At 69.5% G+C, this 16,408-nt stretch carries 15 protein-coding genes, 2 tRNA genes and 1 pseudogene; 9 read left to right on the forward strand and 9 right to left on the reverse strand.

Annotated elements, in window-relative coordinates; genetic code table 11:
* Positions 1–2: 2 nt before the first annotated feature.
* Positions 3–1,295: an alpha/beta hydrolase family protein gene (locus K2F47_RS19535; protein ID WP_242905760.1), complete on the reverse strand. Its 1,293-nt coding sequence runs from the start codon at positions 1,293–1,295 to the stop codon at positions 3–5.
* A 381-nt stretch (positions 1,296–1,676) separates the two neighbouring features.
* Here K2F47_RS19535 and K2F47_RS19540 point away from each other — a divergent pair, with 381 nt between their 5' ends.
* Together K2F47_RS19540 and K2F47_RS19545 are read left to right on the forward strand one after the other, a co-directional pair.
* On the forward strand, positions 1,677–2,591 hold the full coding sequence (locus tag K2F47_RS19540) for a zinc-binding dehydrogenase (RefSeq protein WP_242905761.1): 915 nt from the start codon (positions 1,677–1,679) through the stop codon (positions 2,589–2,591).
* 200 nt (positions 2,592–2,791) lie between these two features.
* Positions 2,792–3,772: a superantigen-like protein SSL4 gene (locus K2F47_RS19545; RefSeq protein ID WP_242905763.1), complete on the forward strand. Its 981-nt coding sequence runs from the start codon at positions 2,792–2,794 to the stop codon at positions 3,770–3,772.
* On the opposite strand, the gene K2F47_RS19550 is transcribed toward K2F47_RS19545, so the two are convergent.
* Complete coding sequence (locus tag K2F47_RS19550) at positions 3,773–4,660, reverse strand: GNAT family N-acetyltransferase (RefSeq protein ID WP_242905767.1); 888 nt, start codon at positions 4,658–4,660, stop codon at positions 3,773–3,775.
* A 197-nt stretch (positions 4,661–4,857) separates the two neighbouring features.
* Complete coding sequence (locus tag K2F47_RS19555; RefSeq protein WP_242905769.1) at positions 4,858–5,718, reverse strand: phosphotransferase; 861 nt, start codon at positions 5,716–5,718, stop codon at positions 4,858–4,860.
* Between the two features lie 869 nt (positions 5,719–6,587).
* Here K2F47_RS19555 and K2F47_RS40770 point away from each other — a divergent pair.
* Both K2F47_RS40770 and K2F47_RS19560 read left to right on the forward strand, forming a co-directional pair.
* The gene (locus tag K2F47_RS40770) at positions 6,588–6,713 is read left to right on the forward strand and encodes a hypothetical protein (RefSeq protein ID WP_272496944.1); all 126 of its coding nucleotides are present in this window, start codon (positions 6,588–6,590) and stop codon (positions 6,711–6,713) included.
* Positions 6,714–7,030: 317 nt separating this feature from the next.
* Entirely contained in the window at positions 7,031–7,906 is an 876-nt protein-coding gene (locus K2F47_RS19560; protein WP_242905771.1) for a maleylpyruvate isomerase family mycothiol-dependent enzyme, read from the forward strand.
* Between the two features lie 352 nt (positions 7,907–8,258).
* On the opposite strand, the gene K2F47_RS19565 is transcribed toward K2F47_RS19560, so the two are convergent.
* On the reverse strand, positions 8,259–8,498 hold the full coding sequence (locus K2F47_RS19565; protein WP_242905773.1) for a hypothetical protein: 240 nt from the start codon (positions 8,496–8,498) through the stop codon (positions 8,259–8,261).
* A gap of 258 nt (positions 8,499–8,756) precedes the next feature.
* Between K2F47_RS19565 and K2F47_RS41420 the strand changes: the two genes are divergently transcribed.
* Positions 8,757–9,110, forward strand: coding sequence for an NUDIX domain-containing protein (locus K2F47_RS41420; protein WP_242905775.1), 354 nt, complete (start codon positions 8,757–8,759; stop codon positions 9,108–9,110).
* A 222-nt stretch (positions 9,111–9,332) separates the two neighbouring features.
* Here K2F47_RS41420 and K2F47_RS19575 read toward each other — a convergent pair whose 3' ends face one another.
* On the reverse strand, positions 9,333–10,016 hold the full coding sequence (locus tag K2F47_RS19575; RefSeq protein ID WP_242905777.1) for a LysR family transcriptional regulator substrate-binding protein: 684 nt from the start codon (positions 10,014–10,016) through the stop codon (positions 9,333–9,335).
* Positions 10,017–10,070: 54 nt separating this feature from the next.
* Here K2F47_RS19575 and K2F47_RS19580 point away from each other — a divergent pair, with 54 nt between their 5' ends.
* Both K2F47_RS19580 and K2F47_RS41425 read left to right on the forward strand, forming a co-directional pair.
* Entirely contained in the window at positions 10,071–10,454 is a 384-nt protein-coding gene (locus K2F47_RS19580; protein WP_242905779.1) for a DUF5997 family protein, read from the forward strand.
* Positions 10,455–10,817: 363 nt separating this feature from the next.
* Positions 10,818–11,337: pseudogene (locus K2F47_RS41425) on the forward strand (transposase); the annotation flags it as partial.
* A gap of 72 nt (positions 11,338–11,409) precedes the next feature.
* Here the strand turns inward: K2F47_RS41425 and K2F47_RS19590 are convergent.
* Both K2F47_RS19590 and K2F47_RS19595 read right to left on the reverse strand, forming a co-directional pair.
* The gene (locus tag K2F47_RS19590; protein WP_242905782.1) at positions 11,410–11,787 is read right to left on the reverse strand and encodes a nuclear transport factor 2 family protein; all 378 of its coding nucleotides are present in this window, start codon (positions 11,785–11,787) and stop codon (positions 11,410–11,412) included.
* A gap of 304 nt (positions 11,788–12,091) precedes the next feature.
* A tRNA-Gly gene (locus K2F47_RS19595) sits at positions 12,092–12,165 on the reverse strand.
* Between the two features lie 124 nt (positions 12,166–12,289).
* On the opposite strand from K2F47_RS19595, the gene K2F47_RS19600 reads away from it, so the two are divergent.
* A tRNA-Pro gene (locus K2F47_RS19600) sits at positions 12,290–12,363 on the forward strand.
* Positions 12,364–12,402: 39 nt separating this feature from the next.
* On the opposite strand, the gene alaS is transcribed toward K2F47_RS19600, so the two are convergent.
* Together alaS and K2F47_RS19610 are read right to left on the reverse strand one after the other, a co-directional pair.
* Positions 12,403–14,991: an alanine--tRNA ligase gene (alaS, locus tag K2F47_RS19605; protein WP_242905783.1), complete on the reverse strand. Its 2,589-nt coding sequence runs from the start codon at positions 14,989–14,991 to the stop codon at positions 12,403–12,405.
* Positions 14,992–15,146: 155 nt separating this feature from the next.
* Positions 15,147–15,581 (reverse strand): winged helix-turn-helix transcriptional regulator, encoded by a 435-nt coding sequence (locus K2F47_RS19610; protein ID WP_242905784.1) that lies wholly within the window; start codon positions 15,579–15,581, stop codon positions 15,147–15,149.
* Positions 15,582–15,702: 121 nt separating this feature from the next.
* Between K2F47_RS19610 and K2F47_RS19615 the strand changes: the two genes are divergently transcribed.
* Positions 15,703–16,278, forward strand: a complete 576-nt coding sequence (locus K2F47_RS19615) for a YceI family protein (protein ID WP_242905785.1) — start codon at positions 15,703–15,705, stop codon at positions 16,276–16,278.
* The last annotated feature ends 130 nt before the right edge of the window (positions 16,279–16,408 follow it).

Raw genomic sequence — 16,408 nt, forward strand, 5'->3', positions numbered from 1 at the left:
GGTCATCGGCCTGGGTTGAGGCTGGTGAACCAGCGGACCGCCAGCGCCGTTCCGGACAGGTTGGAACCGAGGTGCCGCGAACCACCATAGGTCTGGTCCCCGACGTCGATCACCGGCGCCTCCACGCCTCGCGCTTTGAACGCGGCCGCGCAGTGGGCGGTGTTGGCGTTCGCCGCCTGCTCGTCCTTGCTGATCTCGTAGAGCCGGACGGGGACGCGGGGCGTCCACGCCGTGCAGACCTCCCCGTCCACCCGCAGTGCCTGCGCGAACGTTCCGGACGGGTGGCGCAGCACGTCGAAGCCGCGTGGGGTGAGCAGTTCGCCGAGGGTGTCGGGGAGTCCTGCCAGCATGACCTCGCCGGGGGTGGTGCTGTCGAAGTACCTCTCGACGCGCCCCGCGTAGGGCTGCTGGAAGAGCTCCGCGGGCATCCGGTAGATCCCGCCGTGGATGCGGTTCCAGGAGGTGAGCAGATAGGAGGCGTACGCGACGGACATCTTGGGGTGCAGCCTCCCCTTCAGCAGCGCGGGCAACTCGGCGCCCCGGAAGTCGTAGCCGCCACTGATCGGCGCCACCGCCTGCAAGCGCAACCGCGGCTCGGCTCCGTCCTGCAACGCCCTCGCCAACCCCAGGGCCGATGAGGCGCCCTGCGAGAAGCCGGTGACCAAGATCCGGCCGTCCAGCGTGCGGCCCTTGCGCGGCACGAACTCGCGGGCCGCGCGCAGCATGTCCAGGGACGCCGACGTCTCCGACGGCACGTCCTTCCACGGGTGCACGCCGGGGCCCCGGCCCAGGCCCAGGTAGTCGGGCGCCACGGTGGCGAACCCGGCGGAACCGTAGGTGATGGCGGCTCCGGGCCCCCACACGTCTGGGGTCGTGGAAGGGGCGTCGGGCTTGTAGCTCATCGTGCCGTGGGTGTAGGAGACGGTGCGGAGCATGCGCTTCCCGTTGCGGGGAAGGACCAGCAGGCCGCTGGCGGTGGTCGCCCGCCGGTGCGTGTCCACCGTCCGGTAGACCAGCCGGTAGGTGTCCACCCCGTACCGGGCCGACGTGGCGTCGAAGTGATCGCTCGCCAGCCAGGCCCGCACCTTCCCGGCCGACATGGTGCCCAGATGCTCGGCGGACACCAACTTCCCCCTGGCCGCATGAGCGCCGTACGGGTGCTCACGCGACGCGGCGGGTGCGGCCGTCGCCCTGCCGTCCGCGAGGGCGGGCACGGTCGCCGCGGCGACCATCGCGGCACCGGCTGCGGCTGCCAGCAGTCCGGCCGTCAGATGGGGGGTGGTGGGGCGGGCCATAGAAGACCTCTCTTCCTGCCTGGATCGGTTGCCACCTACCTTCGACCCCGCCGTACCGAGCCCACATCGCACCGGACGGGGATCCCCCATCCGCTACCTCAGCGGGCGCCGCACTACCCCACCGCCCCCATAAGGGGGACTTCTCCTATGAACCTGCGCCCCCTGGCCAGGCGGGGGAGGACGCGGCCCACCCGGCACCGTCGCGTGCTCGGGTGGTAGGCGCGGCCATCACAAGCATCTCGAGATCGATCGATCTGGAGTGGCGATCGCCGGGTCGGCCGCGCTATGGCGGCGTCGCGGATCTGCTGCCACAGGTCAACCGTGGAGGCGGCGATCATGAGATCGTGGCATGTCCCCGGTAAACGATCATGGAGGTTCCCGATGCGTGCATTGGTCCACGACCCGGACGCACCCCAGGGCCTTCGGATCGGCGAGGTCGCCGATCCGCGGCCGGAGCGAGGGCAGGCGGTGGTCGAGGTCCGCGCGGTGTCGTTGAACTTCGGTGAGGTCGCCGACCTGGCCCTGCGCACCGAACCGGGTGGCGTCTCAGGCTGGGACGCGGCGGGCGTCGTCGTCGAGGCGGCGGCGGACGGCTCGGGTCCGGAGGTCGGAAGCCGCGTCGTCACCTGGGGTCCGGCCGGCGCCTGGGCGCAGCTGCGCGCGGTGGACACCGCCAAGCTCGTGACGGTGCCGGATACCGTCGACCTCGGCGTCGCCAGTGCGCTGCCGGTGGCCGGGGTCTCCGCCCTCCAGGCGTTGCGGGGCCTCGGCCCGGTCATCGGCCGGCGGATCTTGGTCACCGGCGCGTCCGGCGGTGTCGGCCGGTACGCGGTCCAGCTCGGCGCCCTGGCGGGGGCTCATGTGATCGCCGCCGTGGGCAGCCCGGAACGCGGAACCGGGTTGGCCGAGTTGGGCGCCGCCGAGGTCGTCGTCGGGCTCGACAACGTGACCGAGCCGGTCTTCGGCGTCTTGGAGAACGTCGGCGGCGCCCTTCTGGCGCAGGCGTACGGGTTGCTGGCCGACGGCGGCATCGTCCAGTCCATCGGGCACGCGTCCGGCGGGTCGACGATGATCGACTTCGAGGCCGCCAGGCATAGGGGCAGCAGGTTGCGCATCGAGGCGTACCGGCTCGACTGGGCGTTCGGCCCGGACCTCACCTATCTCCTCCAGCTGCTGGACCAAGGACGGCTCGACCCGCAGATCGGCTGGCGCGGCTCCTGGGACCGGGTGGCCGAGGCGGCGGCGGCACTTCTGGAGCGCCGGATCCGCGGCAAGGCCGTCCTCGACGTCACCTGACCGGCCAGCCGTCAGGTGTTGCTGGGGGCCGGTGTATCCGCGTCACGGCGCTCCGGAGGGGGCTCTGTAGGAGCTCGGCACCGGGGCACCCAATTCGACGCTGCGGTCGTGGCCGACTTGGGACGCGTGGTGATGACCGACCGGCCCGTTCGGGCAGGGTGCTAGGCATGGCGGCCGAAGGTGGTGACGGTGCGGACCGGATGCGTGAGGGTGTACGTGATTCGGTGGCGCGCGGCCGGGTGTCGACGGCCACCGGGTGGTCGATGCTCACTCTCATCGCCGCGGGCGCATTCACCCCTTTCTTGCAGGGGTTGTCGGCGCAGGGGGTCACCGACCTGCTGGGCGGGCTCGGCGTCAACTACCTGAGCGCCTGGTGGGTGGCGCGGGCGGAACGGCTGCGGCGGGACGGCTCGGACGCAGGAGCGTTCGAGGCGTTGGCCGAGGAGCTGGAGCGCGACCTCGCCAAGTCGGCCGAGTTGCGTGCCGAGGTGACCGCCCTGCTCAGCCGGATCGGCGGTCTTGAGGTCGCGCTCACGACGGCCTACGAGACGGGACGGTTGGAGCTGCTGGGCGGTCTGGCGGCGACGACCGAGGAGGTCCGCGGCCTGCTGGTCGGCGCCTCGGGAACGCTGGCCGAGATCGGGACCGCGTTACGCGAGCAGGTCGCCGGTGAACGGCAGGTGACCGCGCCCGTCCCCGCGGCCAGGAGCGCCGCACCGCCCATCCCCGTCGTCACCAAGGGGGCGAACGCGCCCCCGCACAACACGCCCAGCAGCACCGGCGGCGACCACTCGCGCACCCGCCCCCCGGCGTCCCCCGTCAGCCGGGCCACCCGGTCCCGCACACCGGCGCGCATCAACTCCGGCCCGCGCCCCAGCCCATCGCTGTGCATCCCCCAATACCACCGTGCATCGCCGCCCCCCGCACCCGACACCCCCGAAGGCAACACACACCTAACCCCGCTCCCAGACCCCAACGGCCGCGCCTTCAGCTGTCGCGTGCCCTACTTGGGGGACCGGTACGGGGGCGATCCTCTCGGCGCTCAGGCTGCTGCGCGGTCGTCACGATTGGACGCATCTCTTCGACTGCCACTTTGCGGGCGACGTCTCGGCTGTAGCTCGCGTCCGACTGTGAACGCGATGTCGAGCCCCCCGCCTCAGCGTGCGTCTGGGAGGAGCTGACTAGAGGTGGTGTCTGCTCGCGAGGTAGGGGACGGGTTCGGAAATCCCGCGCACGGCGAGGTAGCCTTCCCGGCCGAGATCGAGGCGGGCGGTCAGACCGATATCGATGGCCCACGGGTTTCCGGCCGAGATGTGCCCGATGACGGCCTTGTTACGGGTGTGTGCGAGGGCCTCCCACAGGAGGCGCTCGGCGGTCTCGACGTGCGCGGCGGCCAGCAGGATCGGATTCCCTTCGTCCTTGTCCAGGTAGACGTAGCCGGGCCGTTCGCCGGGCGAGGACGAGACGATCAGCTGCCTGCGCTCCAGCATGTGCGGATGGTCGGCGCCGTGGGGGCCGCCGCGCAGGGTCACGTCCAGCGCGTCCATCCATTCGAAATCGTCGGGACGTCCCTCGCGCAGGCCGTCGATCGCGGGCAGGGCGCTGCGGTCGAGGCGTCCGGACATGTTCATCAGCGGGTGCAGGGTGAAGCCCGCGAGCCGGTAGCGGCGGGTCGCGGCCGGATGCGGGGACGAGGAGATCAGGCCGGGACGGTCGCCCGCGTGGGCCAGCGAAGCGTCGAAAAGCCTGCGGCCGACGCCTTTGCCCTGGAATCCCGGTAGGACGCCGAAGACGGCCAGGTACCATACGCCGCCCCGGTTCTGCGCGACCGAGAGGCCGACGATCTCGCCGCCGTCCGCCTCGGCGACCCAGCAGCCCCCGGGGTCGGTCGCGACATGGTGGCCGATGCCCTCGATCCAGTTCCGGCTGGACGCCCCGTCCGGTGGCTGGGGCTCCGGCTCGTCCCAGAGCCGGGCCGCCCGGTCGGCCTCCAGGAAGGCCGCGGCGGAGGCGCGCTCGGCGGCGGGCAGGTCGTCCGGTGTCATGAGCCTGATCCGTACGAGGTCCATGGGAGGCATGATCCGGCAGAGGCAGGCCGGACGTCACGCGAATTTCAGCCCGCGAGGGCAGGCCCGAGTTGCTTGTCCGCACCACCCTCCTTCAATTGCTGTCAACGCACATGTTCTATTACTCGGCCGCGGCTTCGAGCTGGCAGCGCTCGCCGATACGAGGGGCAACCGCAACTGTGCCGGACCTTTGGCGGTTCCTACCGACCGTCCAGTCGCCTGGTGACCGTGTCGAGTGTCGGCCAAGGAGGACCCTCGCGCAGCGAGCGCAGGAGTTCCTCTCCGAATCGCCTGCCATTCGGAAGCTGGTCGCCGAGTTCCCAACGCCAGGCCGCGACCATCGCGAGAACGAGCTGCCGGCACTCGTCCAGCAGTCCTTGGTCAACGTTCGGATAGTGCTCGCAGACCGCCTCGGGGACGTGGGCGAGATCGAACTCGACGGGACCACGGCAGCACGTCTCAAGGTCGATGAACAACGGGCCGAACTTCGTGCCGAGCACATTGCCCGGATGCGGCTCGCCGTGGAGTAGTTGCTCCACGGCGCCGCGGTCCTCGATCGCCCGTTGCAGGCTTGCGAGTCTGCTGCTGAGGAACACGCGGTCGGTGTCGGCGAGCTCTGGCGAAAGGTTCGGATTGGCAACGACGACTTTCGCCTGCGCAATGCGATCGGTGAACCGCGGGCTCGGCACGTCGACCTTGCGCATGCCGACGTGCAACTGCTCCAGCGCCTTGGCGTAGTCGCCTGGTGAGGTATGAGTTGTTGCGGGTCCGTAGTAGGTCCACAGGGTCACCGTGAAGCCATCGCGCGAGTACACAAGCGGGTCCACCCGAGGTTCCAAGCGCCCCGTGGGACATCCGACCTGGGCAAGCCGTTGTGCGAGCTCGACTTCGAACTGTGCGTCCTCATGCCCCAGAGAGGCGACCCGGGCGAGGACGTCGCACGGAGTAAGCCGCAGCGTCAGCCTGTTCGAGTTGTGGAGAACGAGCGCGCCGCTGGCCGGCAGACCAAGCGATGCGGCGACCGAAGTAGCAGCCGCGATCGCGCGCGTGACGTCGGTCATCTCCACCATCGGATCTTGGCACAGACGACGCGCCGGGCGGTTCGCAGCCTACGAGCCCACCACGACCACTGCGGGGCGCCGAGGTCCCCCGGCTCAACAATGGATCCATGCCGTGGCCAGCGCCTTGACTCCCGTCAGTGCAGCGGCGAGTGGGTAGTTGCTGTCGCCGGTACCGCACGAGAACGAGGGTGTCGGCGGTGCTGGAGACCTCGTTCGCGACAGCCCCCAACGCACGGCGAGGGCGGGTCGGCCGGTGAAGTAAGGGTTACGCGGGGGGAGGCTCCATACGGGCCAGATCGGTCCCACCTGATGCCGAGATGGCTCGGATGGTTGCGGCGACGGTGCAGGGGCGCGGGCTGGTCGGCCACCTTTCCCGGGGCCCTCGCGGCGCTCGGTCACCGCCCTCCTCCGGGTGCCCTCCCACCACAGCGGGTCCGGCGCGACGTGATCAGGTTCTCTTGGTGGGCCCGCCCACGCAGATACACCAGCAGGAAATCCGATACGGCCCGGCTGGTAGGAACGTTCTAGCCGTTACGCCAGTCACTCCACGACGACCTGGCCACCTTCAAGGATGGTTTTTGCGCTTGTGCCTGCCAGGCAATGCTGTCCCAGGTCGAAGAACCAGCCGCCTCATGCAGCGTGCGCAAGGCGGCCGTGTAGGCGGCGCATGTGGCTGGTCCATCGTGCTCCCAGTGCCTGTGCGGTTCCGGATCTGAGCCATCCGGAGAACCCACCCCCGTGAGCTGCTACCAGCATCGTCCCCATGCCATCCAGGCGTGGCCGGAACCGGAGAACCGTCCGGAGCAGGTCAATCGGTGGCCACGCCCCGCGATGCCAACCAACCGGGGCCCAACCGAAGGGCCATTCACATGCTTGACCGGATCTTTCTGCGGAGCCTGGCCCGACTGGCGCTCATCGGAGCGATCAGGGGTGCCGCCACCGCCGCAGGCGGCGGCACGATCACCCTGGCCATCTGGTGGATCACCCATCGCTGACCAAGACATCCAGATCATGGACCTACCTGCGCCGGAGCCACCGCCCCCCACTCAATAAGGAGCGCCACCCCTGACCCGACGGCAGCTCGGCGGGACGCGGCCGGCACAGGCCACACGCCCGCCGCCGAGTACAGCGTGGATGATGGTGGGCCGACGGTAATAGGCCAGCCCAGAGTCGAGTGCCTCGTGGAGCGGTCCCAACAGTGTCTCGCCGCTCTCGGCAAGCCCGCGCCAACGCGCCGGCGCCGGGCGACTGGACCAGCTACGCCGCCACCGTCGCCCGGCGCACCAGCAGCGCACAACACTGAGAGGACACGATGACCGACACCTCCTGGTTGGGACCGCCCATCGATGTCCGGCCCGTGCTCGCCGAGCAACAGGCCGCGTTCATCGACCTGCTGCGCCACCTGGACGCCGACGAGTGGGCCAAGCCGACGATCTGCCCCGGATGGAGCGTCAAGGATGTCGCCGCACACGTGCTCGGCGACCACATCGGACGCCTGGCCATCCACCGCGACGGCTACCAAGTGCTACACCCGTGCGACGGCGAGGCGTTCCCCACCTTCCTCGACCGCATCAACGACGAGTGGGTGACCGCCGCCCGCCGCATCAGCCCACCGATGCTCATCGAACTCCTGTCGGCCATAGGGAAGCAGATCGTAGAGTTCTGGCAGACCGTCGACCTGGACGTCCTCGGCGGCTCGGTGCGCTGGGCCGGGCCCGGCCCGCATCCCTCCTGGCTGGACGTCGCTCGCGAGTACACCGAGTACTGGACCCACCAGCAGCAGATCTGCGACGCCACCGGCCGGAGCGGGCTCACCGACCCGCGCTACCTCGGCCCCGTCCTCGACACCTTCCTGCGGGGCCTGCCGCACACGCTGCGCGACGTGACCGCCCCACAGGGCGCCACCCTCCAGGTGAATGTGACCGGACCCGGCGGCGGAGACTGGACCTGCACCCGCGGCCCCGACCACTGGCGGCTGCACCCTCAACCGCACCCCCAGCCCACCGCGCGACTCGAACTCGACACCGACACCACCTGGCGTCTGTGCACCCGCGGCATCACCCCCGGGCAGGCGGCCGAGCGCGCTCGCATCGACGGCGACCAGCAGCTCGCGACAGCGGCTCTCCAGATCGTGTCGATCATCTGGTCGCCACCACCCCCGAGGCATTCGAAGAGTTCTGACACCTGAGTCCGCCAGAGCCCCGGCGTCGCCGTGGCGATCGCGTGCTTCATCCTGCGGCTTCGTCGTGTAGGTCCTGAGCGACAAGCCCGCGCTGCTCAAAATGACCCTGGCCATCACGGCACGGGTGGCGTGGCTGCCGCCGATCATCTACGCGCTGTTCTCGGTCTTCACCCCCGGGGGATCTGATAGGCCGGTATGTCTCCCCGCTCCCGTGCGCGGAGGCGGCTGCCCTCTCCCGCTTCCCCCTCGTTCATGCACGCGCTACTGCACACCAAGCCCGCCACCCTGGACGAACTGCGGGCCAGCGCACGCACGGTGACCACGTCATCATCCCGCAGGGCACGAGCACCACGCCGGTCTACCTGATCAACTCAAGATGGCCCGTCACGGCGCCGAGCGTCAGGACGGTGACCTCGCTGAAATTCCTGGCCGGGACGAGTTCGTCGACCGCACGCAGCAGCTCCCGAGCATGCGGGCCAACCTGCACGGCCAGGAGCACCGCCTGACGCATGCCGACCAGCTCGCCCGAACCCTGATCGAACCGCACGGCGCGATTCGGCTGCTGTGGTCGGCCGCACGGCACGGCCTTGCCGTCCATCCCGACCAGGGCGACGGAATCCTCATCGCCCCGCCGCCGCGGCAGCCCGGCCCGCCTCCGCAGCGGGCCCCGGCCGGTTACGTCTGGAGATTGTCCGCCACGCCGGGCCAGCGCCGACGACATAGCACTACCGCGCTCGGACGAACCCCGATAGATCGGCCCCTTCGCCGACGCCCTGGACGAGGTGCGCTGGTGTCTGGCCGGAGGGGCGTCGGATGAGCGACTGGTCGGCGGCGGGGGAGGCACTACGGTCGGGGTGTGACTCGCCCCTCTCCTGAGCGCACGAAGTGGACGATTCACGGCGAACGCGTTGTCGATGAGAACCGCCACATCCGACTGTCGGTGGCCAGTGTCGAGCTGCCCACCAGGGTCCGCTTCGATCAGTACGTCATCCGGTTTCCCCGCTGCATCATGACCGCCGTGCTGGACGAGGCCGGCGAGAACATCCTGTTGATCTACCGGCATCGGTTCATCATCGACCGTTGGGACTGGCAGGTGCCCGGCGGATACGTCGACCCGCGCGAGGATCCCGCCGCCGCTGTGCGAGAGGCTGAGGAGGAGACCGGCTGGCGACCTCGCAGCGTGAAGTTCCTGCACAGCTCCAGTCGATGATCGGGTGCGCCGACGCATGGCAGGATCTGTATCTGGCCTACGGCGCCGACCTGGTCGGGGAGCCGTGACCAGGGGCGGCGCCGGTTCCGGACTTGAGAGCTCGGGCCACATGCCGTGAAGGACGATGCATCCTAGGCGGCGAAGCGAATGCAACGGCCAGACAGCTGACGACATCGGATGCGGATGAGGTGCTCGCGCGTCTGTCGCCAGCCATGGACCGCCTTACGTCCGGCGGCGCGTTTGGCGGCGACGTTTGGGGGTGGAGCGCTTCGGTGGTGGCTTCTTACCGGTGGGCTGCTGTTGCGGTTTGCGGCCACGGGAGCTGTTGGGAGTGCGGCCGCGGACGATGCCGATCAGTTCCTCCATGAGGTCGGTCGTCACAGCCTCGAGCCAGGCCAGACCGATCTGGGACTGAGGAGCGTCGGTCACGGTGCGGTAGGTGAGGTCTTTGCGGTGGTGGAGACGGGCCAAGGACTGCGGCAGCAGTAGGATGCCGGCCCCCGAGGCCACCAACTCGATCGCGCGAGCGGTGTTCTCAGGACGGGTAAAGGCGGGCTGCCCGGGATGTTCGCCCCAGGTCAGGACGTCATCGAGCGGTTCGAACACGTCCTCGTCGGCGAGATCGGCAAGCTCCACCTCCTCCGCCGCGGCCACGTCGTGATCCTTCGGCACCACCACCACGGTCGTCTCCAGGTACAGCGGGATCACATGAAGGGCCGCGCGGTCGACGGGCAGGCGCACGAACGCCGCGTCCGCACCACCGTCCCGCAACAGGGGGACGACCTCGGCGGCAGGCATCTGCACCAGCCGAAGCGGCACCTCCCGCACCCGCTCGGCCCACACCCTCGCCCATTTTCCGGGCGCCACCCCCGGCACGTAGGCCAGCCGGAATTCACCATCGGTCACTGCTTCAGCCTAGCCGCGCCCGGCGGCTCCCTCCTGCTGGCTACCCTGGTGGTCATGAGCACGTCCAAGGCGAAGACGCCGCAGACCATGAAACCCGCGACGGCGGCCAAGAAGCTGGGAATCCTGCTGTCAGCAGCGCCCGCCGAGTTTCAGGAAGGCCCCGTCTCCCGAGACGAATTGAACGGGCTCCAAGCCGACCCGCCCTCGTGGCTCGCCGACCTGCGCCGCGAGGGTCCTCACCCCCGCCAGGTTGTCGCCGCCAAACTCCGCGTCTCCGCCTCCGGTCTGGCCCGCGCCGGCATCACAGGCCCCCTCACCACAGCTGAGATCGAGAATCTGAAGGCCGAGAACCCTGACTGGTTGGAACGCGAGCGAGCCATCCACGCCGAAGTCCGCAAAGAGAACCTGCGCCTCAAGCAGCAGCGCGCCAAGGCCTGACGCACGCGATGCCTCGACCACCGGCTGGTAGGAGCGCGTCGGTTTCGCGAGCCGAGGGTGACGGTGCCCTGCTCGGTGACATAGCCGATGGCCGGTTCTCCGGTCGCGCCGTGAACGGGCTCGTTGGTGGATGGCGAGCCCAGAACGTTCTCGGCGAACTGGTTCGCCGCAGGCCCACAGCCCGCCCACTTCTGTCTCGGCGGTGATGGCCTCGCGTGCCGTCTGGGCTCTGTGTTGCGCTTCCTGTGCTCGTCCCAGGTCGCCGAGCGTCTGGTGAGCGTCGCCTTCTTGGCAGGCGAGCAGGACCTTGGCCTCGGTGGCGGGTGCGTACTGCTGGCCCTGGCGCGCCAGTTCGGCGGCCTGGTTCTGGACCGCTTCCCGGACCGGGGCTTCGCCTTCGACGAGTTCGGGCCGTTGGGGATCCGGCCCACCGCAGGCTCCTGCTGGACGAAGCAGGGCAAGCCAAACCGGCTGCCAGCGACCTACCACCGCACCCACGGCGTCACTCACTTCCACGGCTGCTACTTCGTGGGCGACGACCGCCTGTGGCGCGTCAACCGCCGCCGCAAGGGCACCACCAACACCTGGTCGCGCTGAAGTCGGTCCGCGTACATCGTCCTGGACAACCTCTCCGCACACACCGGCGCCGACATCGGTCGCTGGGCGAAGAGGAACAAGGTCGAACTGTGCTTCACCCCGACCTAGGCATCCTGCGCCAACCCCGATCGAGGCCCACTTCGGCCCGCTGCGGCAATTCACCCTGGCCAACTCCCACCACCGCAGCCACCCCGACATACTTGGCGCCCAACGCAAGGAACGCGCCCGCCTCCGCAGCGAGAAGGTCATCCGCTGGGGCGGACGCCCCCTCAACGCCGCAGCCTGACCGACCGCGAACCGCAGCCCCGTAGTGCCGAAAAGGACAAGTTCACCAAAAGGACAGCGACAGCAGGACGACTCAGGAGGCGGACGGCTCGATCTCCCCCGCGAAGACGATGATCTGGTCGATGAGGCTCCGCCGCAGATGGACGACATCGGTTCCCGCCAGGCGGGGGCCTCCATCCGGCGTGGTGAAGACCCACTGGTACCGGGCCCACTCGTCAGGCATGTCCACCGCTGAGCAGCGCGCCATCGTGCCGGTCCCCGCCGGGTGGTGCCGAAGGTCCAGCACGAACCGTTCAACCGCCGCGATTCCTTCGCTGCGACCCAACGGCCCCCAGAAGACCACGTCTGAGGTCAGGGCCTGGGAGAGCAGGGCAGTCACATAGCCGTCGGCCGAGGCGTTGAACGCGGAGATGAACGTGTCGATCGCGGAGCGTGCCGTCTCTTCCTGCATGCCCCAGTAGTACCAGCCGTTGCGCGCGCGCTCGTCCCGCGAGCCGCCTACCGATCACGGTGAACCCTTCCGGTCACAGCACTAGCGGGATGCTCCGAACAAGGCCCGGTGCTCCGTCGGTGTTAGGGACGCCGGATCCTTCGCCGTGCCACCCGTCGCCGGGGAGTGTCAGACCATGGTCATGCAGGTTTTCAGATGAACCAGGATGCCGCTCGGGGGCGCCCGATCCCAGCGACAAAGGGGTGACAAATGATCTTGAGAGGGGCTTTCGAGACCGGGTCGTGGGGGCTGACCTGGGGGGTGGTGGAGCGGGCGACGGGAATCGAACCCGCGTAGCCAGTTTGGAAGACTGGGGCTCTACCATTGAGCTACGCCCGCCGGCGGGGCGAGGGGGTGGGCCCTCGGCGCCATCCCGTAGCGTACAGGGTTCCGGGAGTGGACGGGTTATCCGGGCGCGCGCGGGGTCTGGTCGGCATTAGACTTCACGGGTCGCGTGGTGCGGCGGGCTGTAGCGCAGTTTGGTAGCGCACCGGCTTTGGGTGCCGGGGGTCGTGGGTTCAAATCCCGCCAGCCCGACCCTGGACGGGGCGGCCTGGGGCCGCCCCGTCGTTTTTGTTACGGGGTCAGGTGGCGGCGGGCCTCGGTTGCCGCGAGGGTCAGGGCTGTTTCCAGGCGGTCCGGGCGGCGGCCGCCCGCGCTGGCCATGGGGCCCTTTCCGCCCGCGCCGCCGCCCAGTTCGGACGCCGCGGCGGTCAGCAGGTCGCGGGCCTGGATCTCGTTGGACGTGACCGCCGCTACCAGGGTCGCCTTGTCGTCGGTGCGGGTGCCGAGCACCACTGCGCCGGGGCGGTGGGTGAGGACGCGGGACGCCAGCGGGCGCAGGTCCGGGGTGTCCACGATTTGTGCGACCAGCCACCCGCCGGGGAGGCGGTGCGCGGATTCTGCTAGGTGTTTTGCTTCGGTGTCCAGGTTCGATTCGCGGAGGGTGTCCAGGGCGCTTTGGGTTTCCGCGAAGGTTTTTAGGTGTTGGCGGAGGCGGGTTGGTGCTTCGTTCGGGGGGGCGTTCAGGAGGCTCGCGAGTTCGGTCAGCAGGGCGCGCTGGTGGTCGTGGTGGCGTAGGGCGTCCGGGCCGGTGAGGGCCTCGATGCGGCGGAGGCCGGTGCCGATGGACGATTCGCCGACGATGTGCACCGGGCCCGCCTGGGAGCCGTGGCCGACGTGGGTGCCGCCGCAGAGTTCGCGGGACGCGTCGCCGATGTCGACGATTCGCACGTGATTTCCGTACTTCTCGCCGAACAGGGCGGTCGCGCCTGCTTTCTCCGCTTCGGCGCGGCTCGTCTCCCAGACGTGGACGTCGGGGTCGTCCAGGAGGTAGTCGTTCACCAGGGTCTGAATCGTTTCGAGGTCGATCGGGGTGAAGTGCGCGAAGTCGAAGCGGAGGCGGCCGGGTTCGACGCGGGAGCCTCGTTGGGTCGCGTGGTCGCCGAGGACGCGCCGGAGCATCGCGTGCAGGACGTGGGTGGCGCTGTGGGAGCGTGCCGTCGCCGCGCGGCGGGACGCGTCCACGAGTGCTTCCGCCTCTTGGCCCGGGTGCACTTCGCCCTGCACGACCTCGGCCGTGTGGATGTGGAGTCCGTCCAGGCCTGGGCGTGTGTCCAGGACGCGTAGGACGCCGTCGGTTGTGCGGATGGTGCCCGTGTCGCCGACCTGGCCGCCTGCCTCCGCGTAGAAGGGGCTTCGGGAGAGGACTACTTTGACGGTGTCGCCCTCGCGCGCGACTGGCACGTAGTCCGTTTTTGACAGGAGTGCCAGCAGGGTCGTCTCGGACGCGGTCGTTTCGTATCCGACGAAGTCGGTGAGGCCGTGTTCGGCGACGATTCGCCGGTACAGGTCCTGGCGCGCCACCGCTTCGCCCTTGCGTCCTTTGCCTGCTTTCTGGGCGTGGCGGCGTTGGTCTTCCAGGAGTTCGCCGAACGCGTCCAGGTCCACGGTGAGGCCCGCCGAGCGCGCCGCGTCCAGGGTGAGGTCGATGGGGAAGCCGTAGGTGTCGTGCAACTCGAACGCGGTTCGTCCGGAGAGGGTGGATTTCGTGGTTCCGATCGCGGTGTCGAGGAGGCGTGAGCCCTGGCGGAGGGTGCGCTCGAAGCCCTCCTCCTCGGCGGTGACCACGTTGTGGATCAACTCCCGGTGGGGGTCCAGCTCGGGACGGGTCACGCTCGCGGTCAGCGGTGCCAGCGCCGGTTCGTCGATGCCGAGGCGGCGGGCGTGGCGGATCGCGCGGCGCATGAGGCGGCGCAGGACGTAGCCGCGGCCGTCGCGGGACGGCAGGACGCCGTCCGCGATGAGGAAGGCGATCGAGCGCGCGTGTTCGGTGACGACGCGGAACGAGGTCGAGTCCTCGCTTCCGTCGCGGCCCGGATATTCGCGGCCCGCCATTTCCTGGACGCGTCGCAGAGTGGGGGAGAGGAGGTCGGTCTCGCAGGCGGTGTCGACGCCCTGGAGGATCGCCGCGAGGCGGTCGAGGCCGAGGCCGGTGTCGATGTTCTTGGACGGCAGTTCGCCCAGGATCGGATATCCCTCTTTCGCCGGGCCCTCGCCCCGGAGGCTTTGCATGAAGACGAGGTTCCACAGTTCCTGGTAGCGCTCGCCGTCTACGGCGGGGCCGCCCTCGCGGCCGAATGAGGGGCCGCGGTCGTAGTGCAGTTCGGACGAGGGGCCGCACGGGCCGGGCGTGCCCATCGACCAGAAGTTGTCCGCCATGCCGAGGCGCTGGATCCGCTCAGGGGGGACGCCCATCCGGCGCCAGAGTTGCTCGGCCTCGTCGTCGTCCTGGTAGACGGTGACCCAGATGCGTTCGGGGTCGAGGTCGTAGTGGCGCGTGAACAGCTCCCACGCCCAGGAGATCGCCTCCTGCTTGAAGTAGTCGCCGAAGGAGAAGTTGCCGAGCATCTCGAAGAACGTCGAGTGCCGGGTCGTCCGGCCGACGTTCTCGATGTCGCCCATGCGCGCGCATTTCTGCACCGACATCAGGCGGGGATGGTCCGGGACGTCCTCGCCGAGGAAGTAGGGCTTGAACTGGTTCATGCCCGCGTTGGTCAGCAGCAGCGTCGGGTCGGACTGGACGAGCGGGCTCGACGGGACCGCATGGTGGTCGCGTTCCCGGAAGAAGTCGAGAAAGGTCGAACGGATGTCAGAGGAATGCATGGGACGGCCTCACGAGGTCGATGGGATGACGGCGCACACCGCCGAGCCGGGCCGGGCACGACTGCTCGTTCCCCAGCTCGGCGCGGCTAGCTCGCCGCCCCACCTCGTGAAAGACCATCGGATTTCCCGCTCGATTACGTAACGACCCGTGCACGCTACCTCGCGGCGCCGGCCCGTCGCACGCCATTATCCGCCGGGGCGGACTTGAGGGCGTCGAGTTCGGCGGTGCGGGAGTCGTAGTCGGCGCGGGCGGCGTCGATCTCGTCCAGGTGGGCCTCGGCCCAGCCGACGAGGGCGCTGGCGGCGTCCAGGAGCGTCGCGCCGAGCGGGGTGAGCGCGTAGTCGACGCGGGGCGGCATGACCGGGTAGACGGTGCGGCTGACGATGCCGTCGCGCTCCAGGCCGCGCAGCGTGACCGTGAGCATCCGCTGGCTGATGCCGTCGATCTCCCGCTTGAGCTCGGTGAACCGCTTGGTGCGCTCGCCGAGCATCGCGATCACCTGGAGCGACCACTTGTCGCCGACGCGTTCGAGGATCTCGCGGGCGCGGCACATCGAGGGGCGGTGCTCGCGGAACGCGTTCGGCTCCATGGTTCTCTCCAGGTGACCGGGGCAGGTGAAAGTGCCTTCTTGTGCGGATTCCGGGGCGCCCGCACGATGGAGGCGGTTCCCATCCGGAACCGCCTTACCCTTCATAACCTTAGGAGACACGATGACCGCCGAGATTGTCGAGATCCCCGGCTACGTCGCGGGCACCTGGACGATCGACCCCGTGCACTCCAGCGTCGGCTTCGCGATCCGGCACATGATGGTCAGCAAGGTCAGGGGACGGTTCGCGGAGTTCGAGGGCACGATCGTGACCGGGCAGGACGTCCTGGACTCCTCGGTGACCGCGACGATCGCCCTCGCCTCCGTCGACACCGGCAACGCCCAGCGCGACGAGCACGTGCGGGCGGCCGACTTCCTGGACGTCGAGAAGTACCCGTCGATGACCTACCGCTCGACCGGCCTGCGCCCGGAGCGCGACGGGTTCGTGCTGGACGGGGAGCTGACCCTGCGCGAGATCACCCGCCAAGTGCCGCTGCGGCTGGAGGTCGGCGGCTTCGGCCCCGACCCGTTCCTCCAGGACGACCCCTTCAAGGGCGCCCGCGCCGGGTTCACCGCGACCGGTGAGATCAACCGGCTGGAGTTCGGCGTGGGGGACAACGGCACGATCCCCGGCGGCGGGCTCGCGCTGGGGGAGAAGGTGCAGCTCGTCCTGGAAATCGAGGCGTCCCTCCAGATCTGATCGCCGAGCCCTCCGAAACCCCGGCGTTCAGCCTTCGTTTCCCTGCCGTTCCGACATCCCCCTGAATCAGGCGAGATCATCTGAGAAGGGGGGAATCGGCCCCTTGCTACCGCGATCGTGGGGGCCCAGG

Source organism: Actinomadura terrae, from assembly GCF_022751215.1.
In the GTDB taxonomy this organism is placed as follows: Bacteria; Actinomycetota; Actinomycetes; order Streptosporangiales; family Streptosporangiaceae; genus Spirillospora; species Spirillospora terrae.